Source organism: Geomicrobium sp. JCM 19037 (assembly GCF_000698105.1).
In the GTDB taxonomy this organism is placed as follows: domain Bacteria; phylum Bacillota; class Bacilli; order Bacillales; family Marinococcaceae; genus Geomicrobium_A.
On record NZ_BAWZ01000031.1, the window covers coordinates 1 to 20,069 of the forward strand.

Annotated in this window: 10 protein-coding genes, 7 pseudogenes and 1 other annotated feature; all 17 genes and pseudogenes read left to right on the plus strand. The window is 44.9% G+C overall.

Annotation, left to right across the window (positions count from 1 at the left end; all coding sequences use genetic code 11):
* Positions 1-196, plus strand: a 196-nt coding sequence (locus tag JCM19037_RS15930) for a TRAP transporter large permease subunit (RefSeq protein WP_042402907.1), incomplete at its 5' end; no start/stop codon positions are given.
* A 60-nt stretch (positions 197-256) separates the two neighbouring features.
* Positions 257-901, plus strand: a complete 645-nt coding sequence (locus tag JCM19037_RS15935; RefSeq protein WP_042402909.1) for a TetR/AcrR family transcriptional regulator — start codon at positions 257-259, stop codon at positions 899-901.
* Between the two features lie 88 nt (positions 902-989).
* On the plus strand, positions 990-1,733 hold the full coding sequence (locus JCM19037_RS15940; RefSeq protein ID WP_042402911.1) for an enoyl-CoA hydratase/isomerase family protein: 744 nt from the start codon (positions 990-992) through the stop codon (positions 1,731-1,733).
* Between the two features lie 87 nt (positions 1,734-1,820).
* Positions 1,821-2,538, plus strand: a pseudogene (locus JCM19037_RS15945) (SDR family NAD(P)-dependent oxidoreductase).
* A gap of 27 nt (positions 2,539-2,565) precedes the next feature.
* Entirely contained in the window at positions 2,566-3,711 is a 1,146-nt protein-coding gene (locus JCM19037_RS15950; RefSeq protein WP_042402913.1) for an acyl-CoA dehydrogenase family protein, read from the plus strand.
* A gap of 14 nt (positions 3,712-3,725) precedes the next feature.
* Positions 3,726-5,399: a CoA-transferase gene (locus JCM19037_RS15955; protein WP_042402914.1), complete on the plus strand. Its 1,674-nt coding sequence runs from the start codon at positions 3,726-3,728 to the stop codon at positions 5,397-5,399.
* 13 nt (positions 5,400-5,412) lie between these two features.
* Positions 5,413-6,196: pseudogene (locus tag JCM19037_RS27535) on the plus strand (SDR family NAD(P)-dependent oxidoreductase).
* A gap of 15 nt (positions 6,197-6,211) precedes the next feature.
* Complete coding sequence (locus tag JCM19037_RS15970; protein WP_081829362.1) at positions 6,212-7,834, plus strand: AMP-binding protein; 1,623 nt, start codon at positions 6,212-6,214, stop codon at positions 7,832-7,834.
* A 20-nt stretch (positions 7,835-7,854) separates the two neighbouring features.
* Positions 7,855-8,654 (plus strand): annotated as a pseudogene (menB, locus tag JCM19037_RS15975) (1,4-dihydroxy-2-naphthoyl-CoA synthase).
* A gap of 56 nt (positions 8,655-8,710) precedes the next feature.
* Positions 8,711-8,931, plus strand: a binding site (T-box leader).
* Between the two features lie 50 nt (positions 8,932-8,981).
* Positions 8,982-10,016, plus strand: coding sequence for a phenylalanine--tRNA ligase subunit alpha (gene pheS, locus JCM19037_RS15980; RefSeq protein ID WP_042402918.1), 1,035 nt, complete (start codon positions 8,982-8,984; stop codon positions 10,014-10,016).
* Positions 10,017-10,045: 29 nt separating this feature from the next.
* Positions 10,046-12,455 (plus strand): annotated as a pseudogene (pheT, locus tag JCM19037_RS15985) (phenylalanine--tRNA ligase subunit beta).
* A 185-nt stretch (positions 12,456-12,640) separates the two neighbouring features.
* A pseudogene (gene zapA / locus JCM19037_RS15990) lies at positions 12,641-12,894 on the plus strand (cell division protein ZapA).
* A 69-nt stretch (positions 12,895-12,963) separates the two neighbouring features.
* Positions 12,964-13,431 (plus strand): CvpA family protein, encoded by a 468-nt coding sequence (locus tag JCM19037_RS15995; RefSeq protein ID WP_307189849.1) that lies wholly within the window; start codon positions 12,964-12,966, stop codon positions 13,429-13,431.
* A gap of 23 nt (positions 13,432-13,454) precedes the next feature.
* A complete protein-coding gene (gene polX / locus JCM19037_RS16000; protein WP_081829363.1) occupies positions 13,455-15,179 on the plus strand; it encodes a DNA polymerase/3'-5' exonuclease PolX in 1,725 nt (574 codons plus the stop codon).
* Positions 15,180-15,206: 27 nt separating this feature from the next.
* Positions 15,207-17,558 (plus strand): endonuclease MutS2, encoded by a 2,352-nt coding sequence (locus JCM19037_RS16005; RefSeq protein WP_042402921.1) that lies wholly within the window; start codon positions 15,207-15,209, stop codon positions 17,556-17,558.
* 18 nt (positions 17,559-17,576) lie between these two features.
* A pseudogene (locus tag JCM19037_RS16010) lies at positions 17,577-17,989 on the plus strand (DUF350 domain-containing protein).
* 300 nt (positions 17,990-18,289) lie between these two features.
* A pseudogene (locus tag JCM19037_RS16015) lies at positions 18,290-20,006 on the plus strand (long-chain-fatty-acid--CoA ligase).
* The last annotated feature ends 63 nt before the right edge of the window (positions 20,007-20,069 follow it).

The following is a 20,069-nucleotide window of genomic DNA, read 5'->3' on the forward strand; positions in this document are numbered from 1 at the left end:
GGTGCTCGTCGTAAACGTTGGTCTTATGACGCCGCCTCTTGGCTTGAATGTATTTATCGTGAAAGGTATTGCCAAAGATATTCCTATTGAGGATATCTTTAAAGGTGTCATTCCGATGATTGTGGCTGTCTTCGTTTGTTTATTCATTCTCATCGTGTTTCCTCATTTCGTCACCTTTCTACCTAGCTTCATGTAATTTATGAAATATTGGTGATATAATGGACTATCCAGAAGTTAAGTAAAAGGGGTTTTCAACATGAAGCAAGAAGCGGTGTTTGCGTTCAATTCTGAAATGATTGAAGCACAAGTGGAAGATGAGTTACTCGTCCAAAAAAACCATACAAAGTTAATTGAGGCAGCAACTGAATTGTTTAGCAAACACGGGTATCACGCAACAACGATTCGTCAAATTGTGAAGCACTCCGGTATTGGTATCGGGTCAATTTATCAGTACGTGACGAATAAAGAGGAAATTTTAGTGCTCATTTTAGAGTACATTCTGAAAAGGTATGAATATCAACTCCACTCAGGAATTGATTCGACGCTCAACCCGAAGGATAAGTTGATTGCGGGCATCGATCATTATTATCGCATCATAGACCAAGAATATGAGAAAGTGATACTCGCCTATGTGTCTTCAAAATCACTATCCAAAAAATATCGTGAATACATTAAAGAGTTGGAACTAAAGACGAATAAGATTTATGAAGACATTTTACAAGAGGGCGTCAACGAAGGGGTATTTAAGTCTTCAATTAACGTGTCACTTGTCGCATATGACATCATTATTCTCGGCCATATGTGGGGGTTAAAGCAGTGGTATTTCCGTTCGAGAATGTCCATTGATGAGTACATTGACGAACAACAAGCGCACATTAGACGGATGATTTCTGTAGAGTAGCACACACAAAAGTTTGAACTTTTCTGATATGTATGGTAAATTATCGTCATACGAACGACCGTTCATTCGTGGATAAGGAGGGTATCAATTGAAGTACATTGAACTGTTGCGTGACGAAGGGGTTGTCGAGATTCTTTTAAATCGTCCGCCAGTAAATGCGTTGAACAAAGAGTTAATTGAAGAATTGCGCGAAGCGTTTCATGACGTAGAAGCGTGTTCACAAGACCGGGTCGTCATCATTCGCAGCCTCACTCGAGCATTTGTTGCAGGTGCTGACATTAAGATGATGGAGACGTTTCACCAGCTACAGCAAGTAAGAGAGATGGTTCACTACGTTAAAGATTTACAGCAATTGTACGACCAACTCGAAGCAATGAGTAAGCCGACAATTGCTTATATTGAAGGTCATGCCCTCGGCGGTGGTTTAGAGTTAGCGATGAGTTGTGACTTCCGTGTTATGAATAGACAGGTTGCAAAAGTCGGATTACCCGAAGTCAAACTAGGCTTAATTCCTGGGGCAGGCGGTACGCAACGACTGACGAGGTTAATCGGTGAAACGAAAGCAAAAGAATTGATCTACTTTAGTAAACAGTGGAATGCGGATGAAGCATATCAACACGGACTCGTTTCAAGTGTTGTCAATGGCAGAGAAGACGTTCTGGAAATCGCCTCACAGCTTGCCAATCAGTCCCTTTCTGCGATTGTTAGTGTAAAACGTTGCATTCAGACCGCTAGCGAACAGACCCACTCGCTAGGATCTGAGCGTGAGTTAACGGAAACTTTGAATGCGTTTTCATCGGAGGACGCCCGCATAGGTATGGAGCTTTTCTGACCAAAAAAGCACCTGAATTTATGAGTAAGTAAAAACGAACGTACGTTCATTCATGAAAAGGAGTGAAGAGAAATGGCAAAAGTAGCAATGGTAACCGGAGCTGGGCAAGGCATAGGTTTTGCAGTGGCAAGAGAATTGGCTGAAGCGGGGTTTTCCGTGGCCGTATGTGAATTGAATGAAGAAACTGGAAAGGCATCTGCAAACGAATTGAATAAGAAAACGGACAGCCGTTTTTTTAAGACCGATGTGACGAGTTTCAGTGACGTAAAAGCAACCGTAAGTGACATTGAACAGGAGCTAGGTCCGGTAGAAGTACTCGTCAATACGGTTGGTTGGGACATTATTGAACCGTTTATTGAAAACGACGAAAGCTATTGGGAAAAAATCATCGATATCAACTTTAAATCAGCTTTGTATGGAAGTCGAGCGGTACTCTCGCAAATGATTGAGCGTTCTTCAGGAAGGATTATTAACATCGGCAGCGATGCGGGACGTGTCGGTAGTATGGGAGAGACGGTTTATGCAGGAGCCAAGGGGGGTGATTAGTTTCACGAAATCATTGGCAAGAGAGATGGCAAGACATCAAATTACTGTCAATTGTGTATGTCCTGGACCGACAGATACCGCACTATTTCAATCGCAACCAGAGAAAATGAAACAAGCACTCGTAAAAGCAGTTCCCCTTAAACGTTTGGCAGAGCCAGAAGACATTGCCTACGCCGTAGGGTTTTACGCTTCTGAGCGGGCAGGTTATTTAACGGGGCAAGTAACGAGTGTAAGCGGCGGCTTAACAATGGCTGACTAACAGAAAATTTGACGAGGAGGAAACCGAATGATTACCGAAAAAACCTTTGAAGAAGAAATGATCCAAACGGTAAAGAGAATCCGAAAAGATAAAATTACCCCACGAGCGATGGAAGTGGATGAGCGTGACGAATTTCCGCATGATCTTGCACGTACGCTTGCAGAAAATGGATTGCTTAGAATGTCGTTGCCAGAAGAATACGGAGGCATTGATGCAAGTTCATCGCTGTTGTCCCAAGTAATCGAAGAACTTAGTCGTGGGTTAGCGATGATGGGAACGACGATGCTGTCGACGCATACGGTCATACGCATGGTAGCTTTGGGTGGAACAGAACCGCAAAAAGAGCGGTTTTTCAAAGCGTTGTCGAAAGAAGATGCCCTCTGTGCCATCTGTTTAACTGAACCTCATGCAGGGTCAGATGCAAGAGCTTTAAGTACATTTGCAAAGAAGAATGAACGAGGCGGATATACATTAAATGGTACGAAGATCTATGTCACATTAGCGCAAGTAGCAGACTATTATCTCGTGTTTGCAAAAACGTCAGAACAAGATATTTCCGCATTTCTCATTCATAAAGATACCCCAGGGTTACACTACGGCAAAATTGAAAAGAAGATGGGCCTCCATGGAAGTATGACCGGGGATATTATCTTTGAGAACTGCGAAGTGGAGGAAAGCGCGCTTGTCGGTCATGAAGGCGATGGCTGGGAATTGCTCACGGTAACGGGAAATAGCATGCGTTCGTGGGGAGCGGCATCGATTGGGCTTGGCATCGCTCAAAACGCTTTAGATGAAGCCGTTGAATATGCGAAAGAGCGGAAGCAGTTTGAGAAACGAATTGGTGATTTTCAAGCGATTCGGTTTATGCTAGCTGATCGTGCAATGGAATTAGAAGCCGCCCGTTGCCTCGTCCGGGAAACGAATGAACGAGTGGACCGTGAATCACCGAAGGTCGGTAAACAAACGATGGCGATGGTATCGATGTCAAAGTGTTATGCTACCGATATGGCGATGCGCGCAACAACAGATGCTGTCCAAGTGCTAGGTGGCTACGGATATATGAAAGACTATCCAGTCGAGCGTTTAATGAGGGATGCAAAAGTATTCCAGATCTTAGATGGAAGTAATCAAGTGCAGCGTATGATTATTGGCAGTTACCTGATGGCAGAGTAGAAAGGATGACTGAGATGACAAAAGTAATCAGTCTATCCGAAAGCGTCCAACAGTTTATTTTTCCTGAATGTGTTCTTCATTTTAGCTTTACGCACAATCGGGCAATGGCGTACGCGTGGGAAATCATTCGCCAAAATAAAAACCAAGCACTTCAACTTGAGCTAGTCGGCACGGGTATGCTCGAACACGCCATCGCCCTTGTGTGGGCCGGTCAAGTAAGAAAGCTCGTTGGGGCTTTCTTCGGGGAAACATACCCTTCCCCCGCCCCGAACAAAGTCATTATGAAACAAGCGAAGGAGGAGCGGTTAACGCTCGAGTACTGGACGAACCTTACGATCCCACAACGTTTCATGGCGGCTGCAAACGGTTTTGATTATGTCCCTACCCGCTCCTTACAAGGAAGTTCATTGCTACAAACACATTTGAACTCAGGCGTCGCCTTTTATACACATGACGAGAATACAGGAAAAGATACGGTCATGATTCGTTCACTCGTACCGGATGTGGCGATTGTGCATGGAAGTGTTGCTGATGAAGATGGGAACACGGTCGTAACCCCACCTTATGGTGAAGATTTATGGGGAATCTATGCCGCCAAGAAGGTGGTGGTCATTGCGGAGAAGATCGTGAATGCTAAAAAGATCGAATCGTTGTCTCACCTCGTGAAAGTGCCCGCGCATCTCGTCGATGCCGTCGTTGAACTTCCGTATAGTGCGCATCCGTTTGGTGTTTCGCCAATCGGGTACTCCGAGCATAGTTATAGCGAAGATTATAAGTTCCGTACATCGTTTCGTCACGCTGTACAACGTGGAGAATCTATTGAAACGTGGATGGAGCGAGAACATTTGGATGTGAGTCATAACCGTTTTTTGAGCCATTTAGGGGAAGAGCGATTGCACGAACTTGAACGAGCGGCGAGGCCGAACACCACCGAAACGATCAAGCACGACGATCGTCCGTTAACTGACGTAGAAACATTCATCATCGTGTCTAGTCGCCGGATTGCTCAAAAGATTAAAGCGGAAAATTACACGATGTTGCTCGCTGGAATTGGCATTTCTCATTTGACGGCTTGGCTCGTCCACCGTCAATTAGAAGCTGAAGGAGTGAAAGTGCAACTATTGACAGAGACAGGTTTTTACGGATACAAACCCGCTTTAGGTGACTCTTATATTTTTAATTTTAATAATTTATACAATAATAAAAAACAAAGTAGTTTCGTAGAAATTCTTGGTCAAATGGTAGGTGACAAAAACCATCGCACATTAGCCATTCTCTCTGGTGCGCAAATTGATCAGTATGGACAGATCAACTCGACGATGATTCCAGAAAAGAATTTGTTCCTAACTGGTTCTGGAGGGGCTAATGATATTGCTGCTGTTGCTCACGGTGTCGTTGCGATGATGTATGGGGATGGTCGAAAGTTTGTGTCGACCGTCCCTCATGTTACATCCCCAGGGGATCACGTCCACCAAATTTATACACCAGAAGGTGTGCTTGAACGAGGTGCCGAAGGGGATGCATTTCAAGTTGTGGAATGGATGCATAAAGATAGCATGTCGAGGTTTAATCAGCTCATTCCATGGAAAGCTGACGTTCATGAGAAGTGTGAAGTTGCCGGGCCAGTGAGCGCCAAAGAACTTACGTGGTTACGTGAGTTTGACCCAGAACGTATTTTTCTAGCGTAAGGAGGTTATATGCTTGACTGAACATGAAAATCAAATCGTTGTCATTACAGGCGCAAATGGAGGTATCGGTCTTGAAACCGCCCGGTCGTTTCTCAATGACGGGGCAACGGTCATTGCCGCTGTCCATTCAAATCGAGATGCCATCATGCAACTTCAAGAAGAATATAAGGAGCACCGGTACAGATTTTGCCACTGGATTTGAGCTGTGAGAACAGCATTGAGACGTTTGCTGAAGAAGTGAAGCGTTACACTGATCATCTGGATGTGCTTGTAAACAATGCAGGCATATCCATTCCAGCCCCACTCATGGATTTGGAAACCGACAGTTGGGATCGTGTATTAAGTACAAATGTGCGGGGGCCGTTTTTATTATCAAAACAACTCGTTCCTCTTTTGCAAAAGCAAGCAGGTTCGATCGTACACGTCGGTTCAATGGCAGGACATGAAGCTTACCCTGGTATGGGGCTTATAGCACGAGTAAGGCAGCATTAACGATGCTCACGAAACAAATGGCTGCCGAATGGGCGGCGTATGGCATCCGTGTAAACAGTGTGAGTCCCGGCTTAATTCACACCCCGCTCACCGAGGACATTTATAACGATGAAGAAATGCGAGTCGTGCGTGAATCTCTCGTTTCATTGAAACGAATTGGTACGAGTAAAGATGTTAGCGACGTAATTCTGTTTTTAGCATCAGCCAAAAGTGCATATATGACAGGACAAAGCCTTATCGTTGATGGTGGATTATTAGGGACGATACAACAACACTTGGCAGGCAGACCGAAAAGTAAAACGTAAAGGAGCGTGTAAAACGTGGTCAACGGGATGCACATCCATGAAGAACGAAAAGCCCACTACTATGAGCGAGGACATTGGCAAACGCGTACCGTTTATGAAACCTTTTTGAAAGCGGTTCAATCTAACCCTACCCAAGTCGCAGTGATTGACCCGTATCGATCCATTACGTATGAGCAGTTACGAACCTTTTCAACAGAAATCGCTAATGGTTTTCTAGTAAAAGGGTTAAAAAAAGGCGATGTCGTGTCCGTTCAGTTGCCAAATTGGATTGAATATGTAGCGATTTACCTTGCTTGCACAAAAATAGGCGTTATCTTTACCCCAATACCAGTGAACGCAACGGCAAAAGAAGTCGCGAACATGTTTACGATCAGTCGACCAGCACTACACATATCTGTTTGTCACTTTCGTAAAAAAGCGTATGAGCCTATTCTTAATGAGGTCGCTCATTCGGTAAACCTTCCCGATGTGTACCTTCTTGAACAAGAAGGGGAGTCCGTTCAAGATCGTCGGTTTTTGCCGTTTCATTTGTTGCCTGTAGATAAACACGTGGATGCCCCTGACGTACATGCGGATGACGCCCTCGTCATTTTGTTTACATCTGGAACAGAATCATTGCCAAAAGGGGTTGTGCATACACACAACACCGTATTATTTGGGGAGAAGGCGATGCAAAAGGCGTTGAACATAACAGAAGATGATCGCGTTTTTATGGCATCTCCTCTTTCTCATGCTACCGGCTTTTTGCATGCTGTGAATTTGCCACTCATCACCGGAGCGACGAGTGTACTCATGGACCATTTCCAAGGTGAAAAAGCCGTTCGGGTCATCGAAAGGCAAAAGTGTACGTTTTCAATGGGTGCAGCAACTTTTGTCCACGATATATTGAAAGCAATTCAACAACAAGGCAACCCTGGTGCATTATCGACGCTCAGGTTCTTTTTATGTGGGGGTGCCCCGATCCCAAGACATCTTGTTGACGAAGCGAAAGAAAATGGATTCCGGTTATTGTCTGTGTATGGGGCAAGTGAAAGCCCTCCTCATGCGATTAGCTGCTTACATGATTCTGAAGAATGGGTTAGCCAAACAGATGGTCAAGTGTTGGAAGGAATTGATGCGAAAGTTGTCGACGATGACCGTAAATCTCTCGCAACCGATGAAATTGGAGAATTAGCAACGAGAGGACCGAACGTGTTCGTTGGGTATTTCAATGATCCGTCGCTTACTAGGAAATATCTAGATGAGCGCGGATGGTATTATAGCGGAGATTTAGGCACGTTGGATTCCGACCGATACGTACGGGTTGTCGGACGAAAAAAAGATATGATTATTCGTGGTGGTCAAAATATTAGCCCGGTTGAAGTTGAGAATCTTTTGCTTCAGCATGCTTCAATTAAAGAAGTTGCGTTGGTCGGAGTACCAGACGAAAGGATGGGAGAAAAAGCGTGCGCGTTCATCACTCTTAACCCGAATGGAACGTTTACGTACGAGATGATGGTCACGTATTTAGAAGAACAAAATGTAGCGAAATATAAATGGCCGGAGTATATAGAGCTTGTACCCGAACTCGCACGAACGGCTTCAGGAAAGATACAAAAATTTCGGTTGTTGGAACAATGGAAAACGAAAATCGTTTAATTTAAAATGGAGGGAACATGATGGAACTAGAAGAAGTAATCTATGAGAAATCCGAAGGCATCGCCACAATTACGATAAACAAACCAGAAAAATATAATGCATTCGGGGCGCGTACGGTGCAAGAGTTAATCTACAGCTTTCGTGACGCGTGGGATGATAATCGCGTTGGCGTCGTCATCTTAACAGGGCTGGGGATAAAGCATTTTGTGCAGGTGGAGATCAAAAAGATCGTGATAGCGGAGGTTATGGAACGAATGGCGGGTTAACCGGCGGAATGGGATTAGAGATGGAAACTCTTCATTATGTGATGCGCAATATCCCTAAGCCAGTGATCGCTGCTGTGAATGGTTACGCGATCGGCGGCGGGCACGTCTTACACGTCATTTGTGACTTATCGATTGCCTCAGAGCGCGCGATTTTTGGTCAGTCCGGTCCGAAAGTAGGAAGCTATGATGCCGGGTTTGGCTCTGCATATTTAGCACGAATTGTTGGCGAAAAGAAAGCGAGAGAGATTTGGTATTTATGCCGGAAGTATTCAGCGGATGAAGCGTATGAAATGGGGCTCGTAAACAAAGTCGTTCCACACGAACAACTGATGGAAGAAGCGAGAGATTGGGCGAACGAAATGTTAGAGAAAAGTCCGACAGCACTAAAAATGTTGAAATATTCCTTTAATGCCGATTCTGCCAGCATTGCAGGAATTAATCAAATGGCACTTGGAAGTTTGGCGATGTTCTATGAAACAGATGAAGCATTAGAAGGGAAGAATGCATTTATTGAAAAGAGGCCTGTAGATTTCAGCCAATTTAGAAGTTCATGATTAAGCCCTTGCAAGCTTAGCGAAAACCATCTATACTAAGAACAAATTACACATGCACGAACACGTTGATAGAGAGTAGTACGGTGAACACTGATGTCTAGGGAGGATGGGCCAAAGACTGCAAGCCTTTCCCTTTAAGCTCACCTGAATTCACTCTGGAGTTGGCACCGGTCACAAGGTGCCCCGGTTTACTGCCGTTACCAGTGATCGAGTGATCGACTCGAGCCTTTGCATGAGTCGGTAACAAGGGTGGTACCGCGAAACCTTCGTCCCTTTTTAGGGAGACGAAGTTTTTTTGTATTGACGGTGAAGATAAGGAGGAAGAGAATGATTACACGATTAGAAGAGCTGAAAGTTGAAGCCCTTACAGGCGTAACTAATAGTGAGGACCAAAAACAGCTCGAACAAGTCCGCATTACCTACCTAGGGAAAAAGGGACCGATTACGGAAGTGCTTAGGGGAATGGGAAAGCTCTCAGCTGAGGAGCGTCCAGTCGTCGGCCAAAAAGCCAATGAAGTGCGAGAAATGATTCAACAAGCGATTGATGAGAAGCTTGCGCTGTTTGCAGAAGCAAAACTGCGCGAGCAGTTGACGGAAGAGCAAATCGACGTCACCTTGCCTGGGCGTAAAATGACACAAGGAGCGACGCACCCATTAACGGCCGTCGTTGAGCAAATTGAAGATATTTTTATTGGATTAGGGTTTGAAGTGACAGAAGGACCTGAAGTGGAATTGGATTATTTCAACTTCCAGATGATGAACTTGCCACCAGACCATCCAGCAAGAGATATGCAAGATTCATTTTATATTACCGATGACACGTTGCTAAGAACGCACATCTCCCCGGTACAAGCGCGAACGCTACAAGCTGCAAAAGGGGAAGGGCCGATTCGCAAGGTTAGCCCCGGAAAAGTGTATCGACGTGATGAAGACGATGCGACGCATTCTCACCAGTTTACGCAAATTGAAGGTTTGTATGTCGATAAAAACGTAAGAATGAGTGACCTTAAAGGCGTATTTGACGCGTTTGTGAAGCAGTATTTCGGTAATGATCGCTTAATCCGTTTACGTCCGAGCTATTTTCCGTTTACAGAGCCTTCAGCTGAGATTGATGTGAATTGTGGCGTCTGTGGAGGTAGTGGGTGCCGAGTATGCAAACATTCGGGCTGGATTGAAGTACTCGGTGCAGGCATGGTTCACCCAAGAGTGTTGGAAATGAATGGGTTTGACCCAGAAGTGTATTCTGGTTTTGCTTTCGGAATGGGTGTTGAGCGATTTGCGATGCTCAAATATGGCATCGATGATATCCGGCACTTCTACACGAATGACACGAGATTTCTCTCACAGTTTAAAAACCTTTAATATCGCGATGAAAGTAGGTGAAGGAGACAATGCTCGTTTCCTATCAATGGTTAAATGATTATATAGATTTAAAAGACATCACACCGGAAGAGGTCGCCGAATTATTGACTCGAGGTGGATTAGAAGTCGACCATGTCCATCGTTTTCATGATGGCATTGACCACGTGGTAATCGGTAAGGTGATTGAAACGGCCCCCCACCTGATGCAGACAAACTAACGATTTGCCAAGTCGATACGGGGGAAGAAACTTCGCAAATTATTTGCGGTGCTGCGAACGTTGTTGCTGCAGAATACGTCGTTGTAGCGAAACCCGGAGCCGTTCTTCCAGGGAATGTGGAAATTAAGAAAACGACAATTCGTGGCGAAGTATCTGAAGGAATGATTTGTGCACTTGATGAGCTAGGTGTAGCCGATCATATGATTCCAAAAGAAGAACAAGATCAAATTATTGAACTTGGAAATGATGCGGTACCCGGCGGCGACGCTCTTGACTATTTAGGATTAAATGACGTCATTTTAGAACTAGATCTAACACCGAATCGTGCGGATGCGCTCAGCATCATCGGCGTTGCTTATGAACTATCCGCCATCTTGGACCGTCCGATTCATGTGCCGGACATCGAACACGGCGCGGTGCGCAAAAATGTCGCAGACGTTGTCAGCGTAACTGTGGAGAACGGTGAAGATGTACCATACTACGGGGCAAAAGTCGTCCAAAAGTTGAAGATTGGCCCATCACCGAAATGGATGCAAATGCGTTTAATTGGTGCGGGAATGCGACCGGTCAATAATGTTGTTGATATTACGAACTATGTAATGCTCGAATACGGTCAGCCCTACATGCGTTTGACTTCGATCGGTTTGGCACAGATGAAGTGGTGACGAGAAAAGCAAAACCTGGAGAGAAAATGATTACCCTAGATGAAACAGAGCGTGTGTTAGCAGGCACCGATGTGGTCATAACGAACGGTACAGATCCGGTAGCGCTTGCGGGTGTCATGGGTGGTGCATCATCTGAAGTGGTGGATAGCACAACGACCATACTCCTTGAAGCCGCTCAGTTCGATGCGTTGAACGTGCGCGAGACCGCCAAACGTCTCGGTCTTCGTAGTGAGTCAAGTATGCGATTTGAAAAGGGATTAATCCCAAGGCACGAGTGAAGCCGCAGAACGGGCAGCGTATCTTCTTGAACGATATGCCGAAGGCTCGGTGTTAAATGGCATTGTTGAGTCGGGCGAAATGCCGCAATATCAACAAGAGGTTGAAGTGAATTTAGGCCGAGTGAACCAACGGCTCGGGACGAGCTTACATGTTGAAGAAGTTGAGCAGATTTTGTATCGTCTCGGATTCACAGTGGAGTCACTCGGTGAGTCTTGGCGAGTCATCATACCAGCAAGAAGGCTCGATTTAAATATTGAAGAAGACTTAATGGAAGAAGTGGCTCGGATTCATGGTTATGACAACATCCCGAGCACCTATCCTATAGGGGAACGAACGGGCGGCAGCTTAACGAACACCCAAAAATTGAAACGAAAAGCGCGGCGTTTCTTAGAAGGGGCAGGCATGAATGAAGCCATTACGTACTCCCTGACAAGTGAAACCAAGTCTGTACAATTCATGTTGAAGGAAACAGCAGCGGATGTACGCGTGCTCATGCCAATGAGTGCAGAGCGTCAAGTGCTTCGCCGTAGTCTCATTCCACACCTTCTCGATAGTGTTGGGTACAATAAGAACCGTCAACAAACGAATGTGGCGTTCTTTGAAATGGGTTCGGTCTTCTTGCCAACGCCAGATGACAATCTTCCACATGAAGAGTTGAGAATTGCAGGTGCACTCACGGGCGCATTCGGGGAGTCTAGCTGGGCAGAAACAACGACGAGCGTTGATTTCTTTGTCGTTAAAGGAATCGTCGAAGGGTTAGCGAAACAGCTAGGCGTTCACCATGAATGGACATTCCAAAAAGCAGAGCGCGCTGGCTTGCACCCTGGAAGGAGTGCAGAAATTCTCATGGGTGATGAGCTCATTGGTTTTATCGGTGAACTTCACCCGACCGTTTCGAAAGAGCGTGGTCTAGCGGCAACGTACGTGTTCGAACTGAACGCCGATGTACTATTCAAGGAACGAGATACAGTAATGAAATATGATCCGTTACCGAAGTTCCCAGGTGTAAGGCGAGACCTTGCCATCGTTGTTGATGAGAAAATATCCGCTTCGGAAGTACAACGGGCTATTGAAGAAAATGGCGGCAAGTGGTTAAGGGATGTTGAACTATTTGATGTATACGAAGGGGAGCATTTGCCAGCTGGCAAGAAGTCGCTTGCGTATGCGCTGTCGTTCTTAAATAAAGAAGAGACGCTCACTGACGAAGACATTCAAGTTGTTCACGAGCAAATCGTAAGCAAGCTCCAATCGAGACTAGGGCTACATTAAGAGGGTAAAGAAGGAGAAGCAGTCACAAACGGTGTGATTGCTTCTTTTTTGTAACCGATTTGCCCCATAACTCGTAGAGAATATTAGAGGATTGATTTTCTTATGTAGTTGATTTTGATATGATGAAGTTTAGAGTGTGAGAGAATAGCGATAAAGAGCAATTGCGAGTGGTCACGGATAGGAGGAACTGGTGATGAACGGAAGAACTCGAACGACTGTGTCGATTTATGGACATCAATATACCATTGTTAGCGAAGAATCAGAAGATCACGTGAACGATGTGTCAAAGTACGTGGATGAAAAAATGAAAGAAATGAAAAGAGTAAACCCTTTTTTAGATACATCAAGCTTGCGGTGTTAGCGGCTGTTAATATTGCAGACGATTACATTAAAGCTCAAAAAAAGAATCAGCCGATGCGGCTGAAGACGAGGACTAGTGAATGTTAAGTGTATTAATCCTACTCATTTTAGTGACGAACTTTTTTTATTGGGTTAAGACGGGGGTTTATTCTCCAGCTGTTTCACCTTGTAAGCTTTTTCGGTTCATTAATTATCGCTTACTTATTTTATAGCGACGTTGCGGAATACTTACGTTTGTGGGTCCCATACCCACAGTTTTTAGATGACCCAAGCAACATGTTTATATCCGCATTTAACTTTGAAGCGGTTTATTATAACGGTATTGCGTTTGCGATATTGTTTTTTGCGACAAGAATACTGCTCCACATATTAGCTTCAATGCTCGACTTTGTTAGTCACTTACCTGTACTCAGGTCTGTGAATCGCTTGCTCGGTGGGGCACTTGGATTCGTTGAGGCGTATCTTATCGTGTTTGTACTACTCATCGTTGCAGCATTGCTGCCTGTTGATGCCGTGCAACAAACGATCGGCAACTCATCCATTGCCCGATTAATCATTGATCATACCCCGTTCCTATCCGGCTGGTTGCAAGAGCTATGGATTTCGCCGGTGGACGTAGACTAATTCAATAGCAGGAGGCTGTTTCGTTGGATAAAAAGAACGTCATACAATCGTTAGAGACGATTGCGACATATATGGAAATTGCCGGAGAAAATCCGTTCAAAATATCGGCTTACCGTAAAGCAGCCGCTGCTTTAGAAAGAGAAGAGCGGACATTACTAGAAATTGAGAAGCCAGAGAGCCTAACAGGAATCGGTAAAGGTACGGCAAGCGTTATTGAACAGCTTCGAGATACAGGGAAGTCCGATGTATTGGATGAATTAAAAGAAAGCATTCCTGCAGGATTACCGCCATTATTGCAATTACAAAGTCTAGGTGGCAAAAAAGTCGGGAAGCTTTACAAAGAGTTAGGGATTACGGATGCCGATACGTTAAAAGAAGCGTGTGAAAAGCAGCAAATTCGAGAACTGCAAGGATTTGGCGTAAAAACAGAGGAGAAAATCCTCCAAGCGTTAAACGAAGTTGGGAAACGGCCTGAGCGTTTGCCAGTGAGTGACATGCTGTCGGTTGCTGAAGAAATTGAGGAGCAATTGCGTGCGTTTACACATATCCTTCGTTTTGAACGTGCAGGCAGCCTACGCCGCATAAAAGAGACAGTGAAAGATGTGGATTACGTCATTAGTACAAGTGACGCTCAGTCGGTACGTGAACAACTTAAAACGCTTACTGACATTGAAGAGATTGTTGCCGATGGAGATACGAAAGTGTCGTTTGTTCTTCTGAAGAAACATCGCATTGGCGTCGATTTTCGATTAGTCGAAGATGAAGCTTTTGCAACAGCCCTTCATCACTTTACAGGATCAAAAGATCATCATCTATTGATGAGAAAGCTCGCCAAAGATCAAGGGAAAAAAATCAACGAATACGGTGTGGAGCAGGATGCAGATGGTTCTTTAGTGCAATTTAAAGATGAACGTCAGTTTTTTGAGCACTTTGGTCTTACGTATATTCCACCAGAAGCGAGAGAAGGAAGTGGGGAGATCGAGCGGTCTCGACACGACCACCCGTACATTCAGCTAGAGGACATTCAAAGTGACTTGCACATGCACACGGTGTGGAGCGATGGCGCAAACTCCGTGAAAGAAATGGCGGACGATGCGAAAAAGCGTGGGTACAATTACATTTGCATTACCGACCATTCCAAGTTTTTGCAAGTAGCGAACGGACTGAATGAAGAACGTCTTGCGAGGCAGGCAGAAGACATTGATGATGCGAATGAGCACGTATCAGGCATTCGAGTGTTAAAAGGAACAGAAATGGACATTCGTCCTGACGGCACACTTGATTTTGATAATGATGTATTACAAACGTTAGATTTTGTCATTGCTTCGATCCATTCATCATTCTCGCAATCGAAAGAGCAAATCCATGAACGTCTTGAGACGGCATTTCGCAATCCGTTCGTTCATATGATTGCGCACCCTACAGGAAGAATAATCGGTCAACGAAGCGGTTATGAAGTGGATATCGATTGGCTCATTGCCAGAGCAAAGGAAACAGGAACAGCGCTAGAATTAAATGCAAACCCTAATCGCCTGGACTTATCAGCCGAGCAGTTAAAAAAGGTAGTCACAAGTGGCGTTGTGATTGCGGTGAATACGGATGCCCATCGCCAAGAAATGATGGATCATATGAAGATTGGTGTGGCAACGTTAAACAAAGCATTCGTCCAAAAAGAACAAGTCATGAATACATGGACATATGAGCAATTCAAGCAGTTTACGGATAATAAACGAACGCTTTTTGAATGATTGAGGTGAAAAGTCATACAACCGAATATGCTTAAGACATTAGAATACGATAAAATGAAACACCATTTGGCAGAGCACGTGAGCTCTGCCTTAGGAAAAGAGCGAGTCGCTGAGCTTACGCCATCAGCAGATTTTCATGAAGTGACGGAATGGTTGGATGAGACGGATGAAGGTGTAAACGTACTTCGTCATCGTGGTCACATCCCTCTCGGCGGTTTACACGATATTCGCTCCGAAGTGAAGCGAGCGGCACTTGGCAGTGTGCTTGAGGCAAAGTCATTTAATGAAATCGCTGAGACGATTCGCTCAGGCAACGTCATTCGGCAATTTACAGAGCGGCTACTCGCTGAAGAGGAAGAATTGAAACTACCCATTTTAACGGCCGTCGTAGAGGACATTGCACCGTTAAAAGAGTTGGCACAGACGCTCCGTCAAGCGATCGGTGAGGATGGATATGTTCTAGACAGTGCAAGTTCGGCATTGCGAAGCGCAAGACAACAAATCCGAACATTAGAGTCAACCGTACGGTCTCGCTTGGAACAGTTTCTTCGGGCGAAAGACGCCGACACCAAATTGTCTGACCGGGTGATCACGGTAAGAAACGATCGTTATGTGCTTCCAGTAAAAGCGGCTTATCGTCATAGTTACGGGGGCATGGTGCATGATCAGTCCTCATCGGGACAGACCGTATTTGTAGAACCGCAATCAGTCGTAAACGCGAACAATCAGCTACGAGAAGCACGTATGAAAGAAAAGCAAGAAATCGAAAAAATTCTGAGAGAATTGACCGGTGAAGTCGGTATGTATGAAGCCGTGCTGCTTGAAAATGTCGAGCAGTTGGGGCGCATTGATTTCATGTTTGCCAAAGCCCGGTACAGTAATGAAATAACTGCTGTGAAGCCGAAATTAAACGAGCGGTTTTATTTATCTTATCCAGAAGCAAGACACCCGCTTTTGGATGCTGATTCGGTCGTTCCAACAGACCTTGTACTTGGCGATGAGTACACGTCGCTTGTCATCACAGGACCGAATACAGGCGGGAAGACCGTTGCGCTCAAAACGACAGGACTGCTCACACTTATGGCTCAGTCAGGTTTGTTTTTACCGACAGCTGAAAAAGCAGAAGCATCGGTGTTCTCCAATGTGTATGCCGACATCGGGGATGAACAGTCCATTGAGCAGAGTTTAAGTACTTTCTCCTCCCATATGACAAACATCGTAAGCATACTGGGAGATGTGGATCATGAAAGCCTCGTATTATTTGACGAGCTAGGAGCAGGGACCGACCCGGCTGAAGGTGCAGCTTTAGCTGTTTCCATCTTAGATGAAGTACATGCCCGTGGCGCGCGAACGGTTGCGACTACCCATTATACGGAATTAAAAGGGTATGCATACAATCGCGAAGGCGTGCTAAATGCGAGTGTCGAATTTGATGTCGCCTCGCTAAGCCCGACGTACCGATTGCTCATCGGTATCCCAGGCAGGAGTAATGCGTTTGCAATATCAAGACGACTCGGCCTAGATGAGAACATTATTACTTCTGCGGAAACTGAGTTACAAGCCGATACGAAACAGGCAGAACAGATGATCACCTCCCTTGAAGACCAGCAACAAGAGGCAGAGAACGCGATGAAAGAAGCAGAGACCATTCGTCTTGAAGCTGAAAAGCTTCACGGGGAGTTAAGCGTGGCATTTTCTCACTTGGAAACAGAAAAAGCGAAGGTGCTTCAAGAGGCTGAAGAGCGGGCTGCCAAAGAAGTGGCAAGGGCGAAAGAAGAAGCAGAATTGATTGTTTCTGAGCTTCGAGAGCTGCAAAAGCAAGGTGTGCAGGTGAAAGAGCACGAATTGATTGAAGCGCGTAAAGGGTTGGATGATGCGGCTCCGACGCTTACGAAAAAGCAAAAACAAGTAAAGCGCAAAGCACAAGAAGCGTTCACATTTACTCCTGGTGAAGAGGTGTTTGTACCCCGGTTTTCACAAAAAGGCCAGGTGATTGAGAAGTCTGGAGACAAAGATTATCTCGTCCAAATCGGTATTATGAAAATGACGGTCTCAGCCGCAGACCTTGAGAAAACAGAGCAACCAAAAGCGAAAGAGATTCGTCCAGTGACCCGGGTAAACACGAGCGGTTCGCAAGTGAAGCCTGAACTTGACCTTCGTGGGGAACGGTATGAAAATGCATTGCAACGTTTGGAGAAATATCTAGATGAAGCCGTACTTGCAGGGTATCCGCGGGTGCACATCATTCACGGAAAAGGGACAGGAGCATTGCGTAAAGGTGTGAAATCGTACCTAGCCAAACATCCGAGCGTCGTTAGTACGCGAGATGGTGGGATGAGCGAAGGTGGAATCGGAAACACCGTTGCAGATCTGAAATAAAAAGAGGAAGGTTCATCCATGGACGTATTGTTAGAATACACTTGGGTTATGGTCATCGCTCAGTACAGCGTTTCAATTTTAGCTTTGATTGTGTTTATGGTCATTTTTGAGTGGGTTACCCCATATAAAAATTGGGAAGCTATTTCTGAAGGGAACCTCGCGGTTGCATTAGCAACAGGCGGAAAAATATTTGGTGTTACAAACATCTTTAAGTTTTCAATCGAAAATAATGATTCGCTGTTGCAAATGTTAATGTGGGGGAGCTTCGGATTTATCCTGCTCGTTGTTGCTATCTAATCTTTGAATTTCTAACGCCATTTTTCAATGTGGATGAACAGATTGCTAATGACAACCGGGCGATTGGTTTATTGGCATTCATACTTTCTGTAGGATTGTCGTTTGTCATTGGCGCAGGAATTACGAATTCTTAGGAGGATGTATGGACAAGCTTTGGAAAATCCTCGTTGCCTGTTGCATCGGTTTCATGCTTGCAGGTGTGATTTATCTATTGTTTCTCGTATAAAATAACCGAGCAGGGACTATTCTCCTTGCATCGGTTTTTTTATTATATTAGTAGAGTATTAATTTGAAGACTGAAATTAGAAAAAGCTTGTACTACAGGCGTGAAATTGAACCCCTCAGCAAAAATATTCACAATATATTTATTAATGATAGCGTTTCCAATGAAATGATTGTAGACTATAAGTAGGAATAGATAAAGGAGGCCAAATATGACAGTGGAACAAGTGAAGCATGATTGGTTTGACTACTATCCAAAAGGGGTGGCGCCAAGCTTTTCTTACACTGAAGCTGCATTATCGGACTATTTAGTCGCAGCAGCGAAAGAAAAGCCGAATAGCAAGGCCATTCATTTCATGGGCACAGACATGAACTACAAAGAACTTTTCACCTATGCGGCCAAGTTTGCGAGAGTGCTGCAAGATGTAGGGGTGAAAAAGGAGACCGAGTGGCAATCATGCTTGCGAACACGCCGCAATCGGTCATTACGTATTACGGTGCATTGTTTGCAGGTGCCGTCGTCGTGCAAACGAACCCGTTATATGTGGAACGTGAGATTGAGCATCAAATGGTGGACTCTGGCGCAAAAGTACTCGTTTGTTTAGACATGGTAATGCCAAGAGTCGAGAAAGTACGACAGAACACAGAGGTTGAGCACGTGTTTGTTACATTTATTAAAGATTTCCTTCCATTTCCGAAAAATTTGATCTATCCGTTTATTCAAAAGAAGAACATGGGAATGAAAATTGAGTCGATTACGACGAGCAAACACATAACCTTAAAGACAAACTAAAAGCCGCTAGTGAATCGTATGAGAAGGTTTCTGTTTCTCCGAAAGAAGACGTTGCTCTTATTCAATATACCGGTGGTACAACGGGAGTGCCAAAAGGGGTTATGCTCACGCACCACAATCTCGTTTCCAATACGGAGATGTGTACGAATTGGACGTACAAAAAGGGTGATGAAGGGGCTCATGAACATGTGCTAGCCGTATTACCATTCTTCCACGTTTACGGGATGACCGTTGCCCTTAACTTGGCGATGATGAACGGTTACACGCTCATTATTCTTCCAAAGTTTGATCCTGAACAAGTCATTAAAACAATTGCTAAACAAAAGGTAACGCTTTTCCCTGGAGCACCAACGATGTATACGGCACTAGTGAATCATCCGGAAATTGATAAGCACGATTTATCATCAATTAAAGTGTGCTTGAGTGGAGCGGCACCTTTGCCAAAAGAGATCCAAAAGAAGTTTGAAGAAAAGACAAAAGGGCGTCTCATTGAAGGATACGGGCTGACGGAAACATCACCAGTTGCGGCGGCTAACCCCATTTGGGAAAACCGTAAAAATGGCAGTATCGGATTGCCTTGGCCAGATACAGAACTTGCGATTCTCAATGCGGATACCGGAGAATTTCTAGATGTAGATGAAGTCGGTGAGATCATTATTCGGGGTCCGCAAGTCATGAAAGGCTACTGGAACCGACAAGAAGCAACTGACGCCGTATTTCATGAAGATTGGTTCAAAAGTGGAGATATGGGGTATCGGGATAAAGAAGGATATTTCTATGTAGTCGATCGGAAGAAAGACATGATTATCGCTGGTGGATTTAACATTTATCCACGTGAAGTAGAAGAGATTTTGTACGAACATGAAGCAATCTTAGAAGCTGCCGTCGTCGGTGTCCCAGACGAATACCGAGGAGAAACGGTAAAAGCATTTGTTGTGACGAAAAAGAATCAAGAAGTTACGGAAGATGAGTTAAATGAATTTTGCCGTGCTCGACTAGCGGCTTACAAAGTGCCGCGCGTTTATGAGTATCGGGAAGAGCTGCCGAAAACTTTGGTTGGAAAAGTCCTTCGTCGTGTTCTTGTTGAAGAAGAACAAGAAAAAGCAAAGAATGCTTCCGCTCAAGAAGGAAGCTAAACATCTGATGGTCAACCATAGGCGGCAGTCCGGTCATCACGAAACTCCGGGCTGTACCTTTCT

What these genes read in the sequence shown, in the direction of transcription:
- pheS (WP_042402918.1), top strand. Translation starts at nt 8,982, where the DNA reads ATGATTACACGATTAGAAGAGCTGAAAGTTGAAGCCCTTACAGGCGTA.
- JCM19037_RS15950 (WP_042402913.1), top strand. Translation starts at nt 2,566, where the DNA reads ATGATTACCGAAAAAACCTTTGAAGAAGAAATGATCCAAACGGTAAAG.
- JCM19037_RS16005 (WP_042402921.1), top strand. Translation starts at nt 15,207, where the DNA reads ATGCTTAAGACATTAGAATACGATAAAATGAAACACCATTTGGCAGAG.
- JCM19037_RS15935 (WP_042402909.1), top strand. Translation starts at nt 257, where the DNA reads ATGAAGCAAGAAGCGGTGTTTGCGTTCAATTCTGAAATGATTGAAGCA.
- JCM19037_RS15955 (WP_042402914.1), top strand. Translation starts at nt 3,726, where the DNA reads ATGACAAAAGTAATCAGTCTATCCGAAAGCGTCCAACAGTTTATTTTT.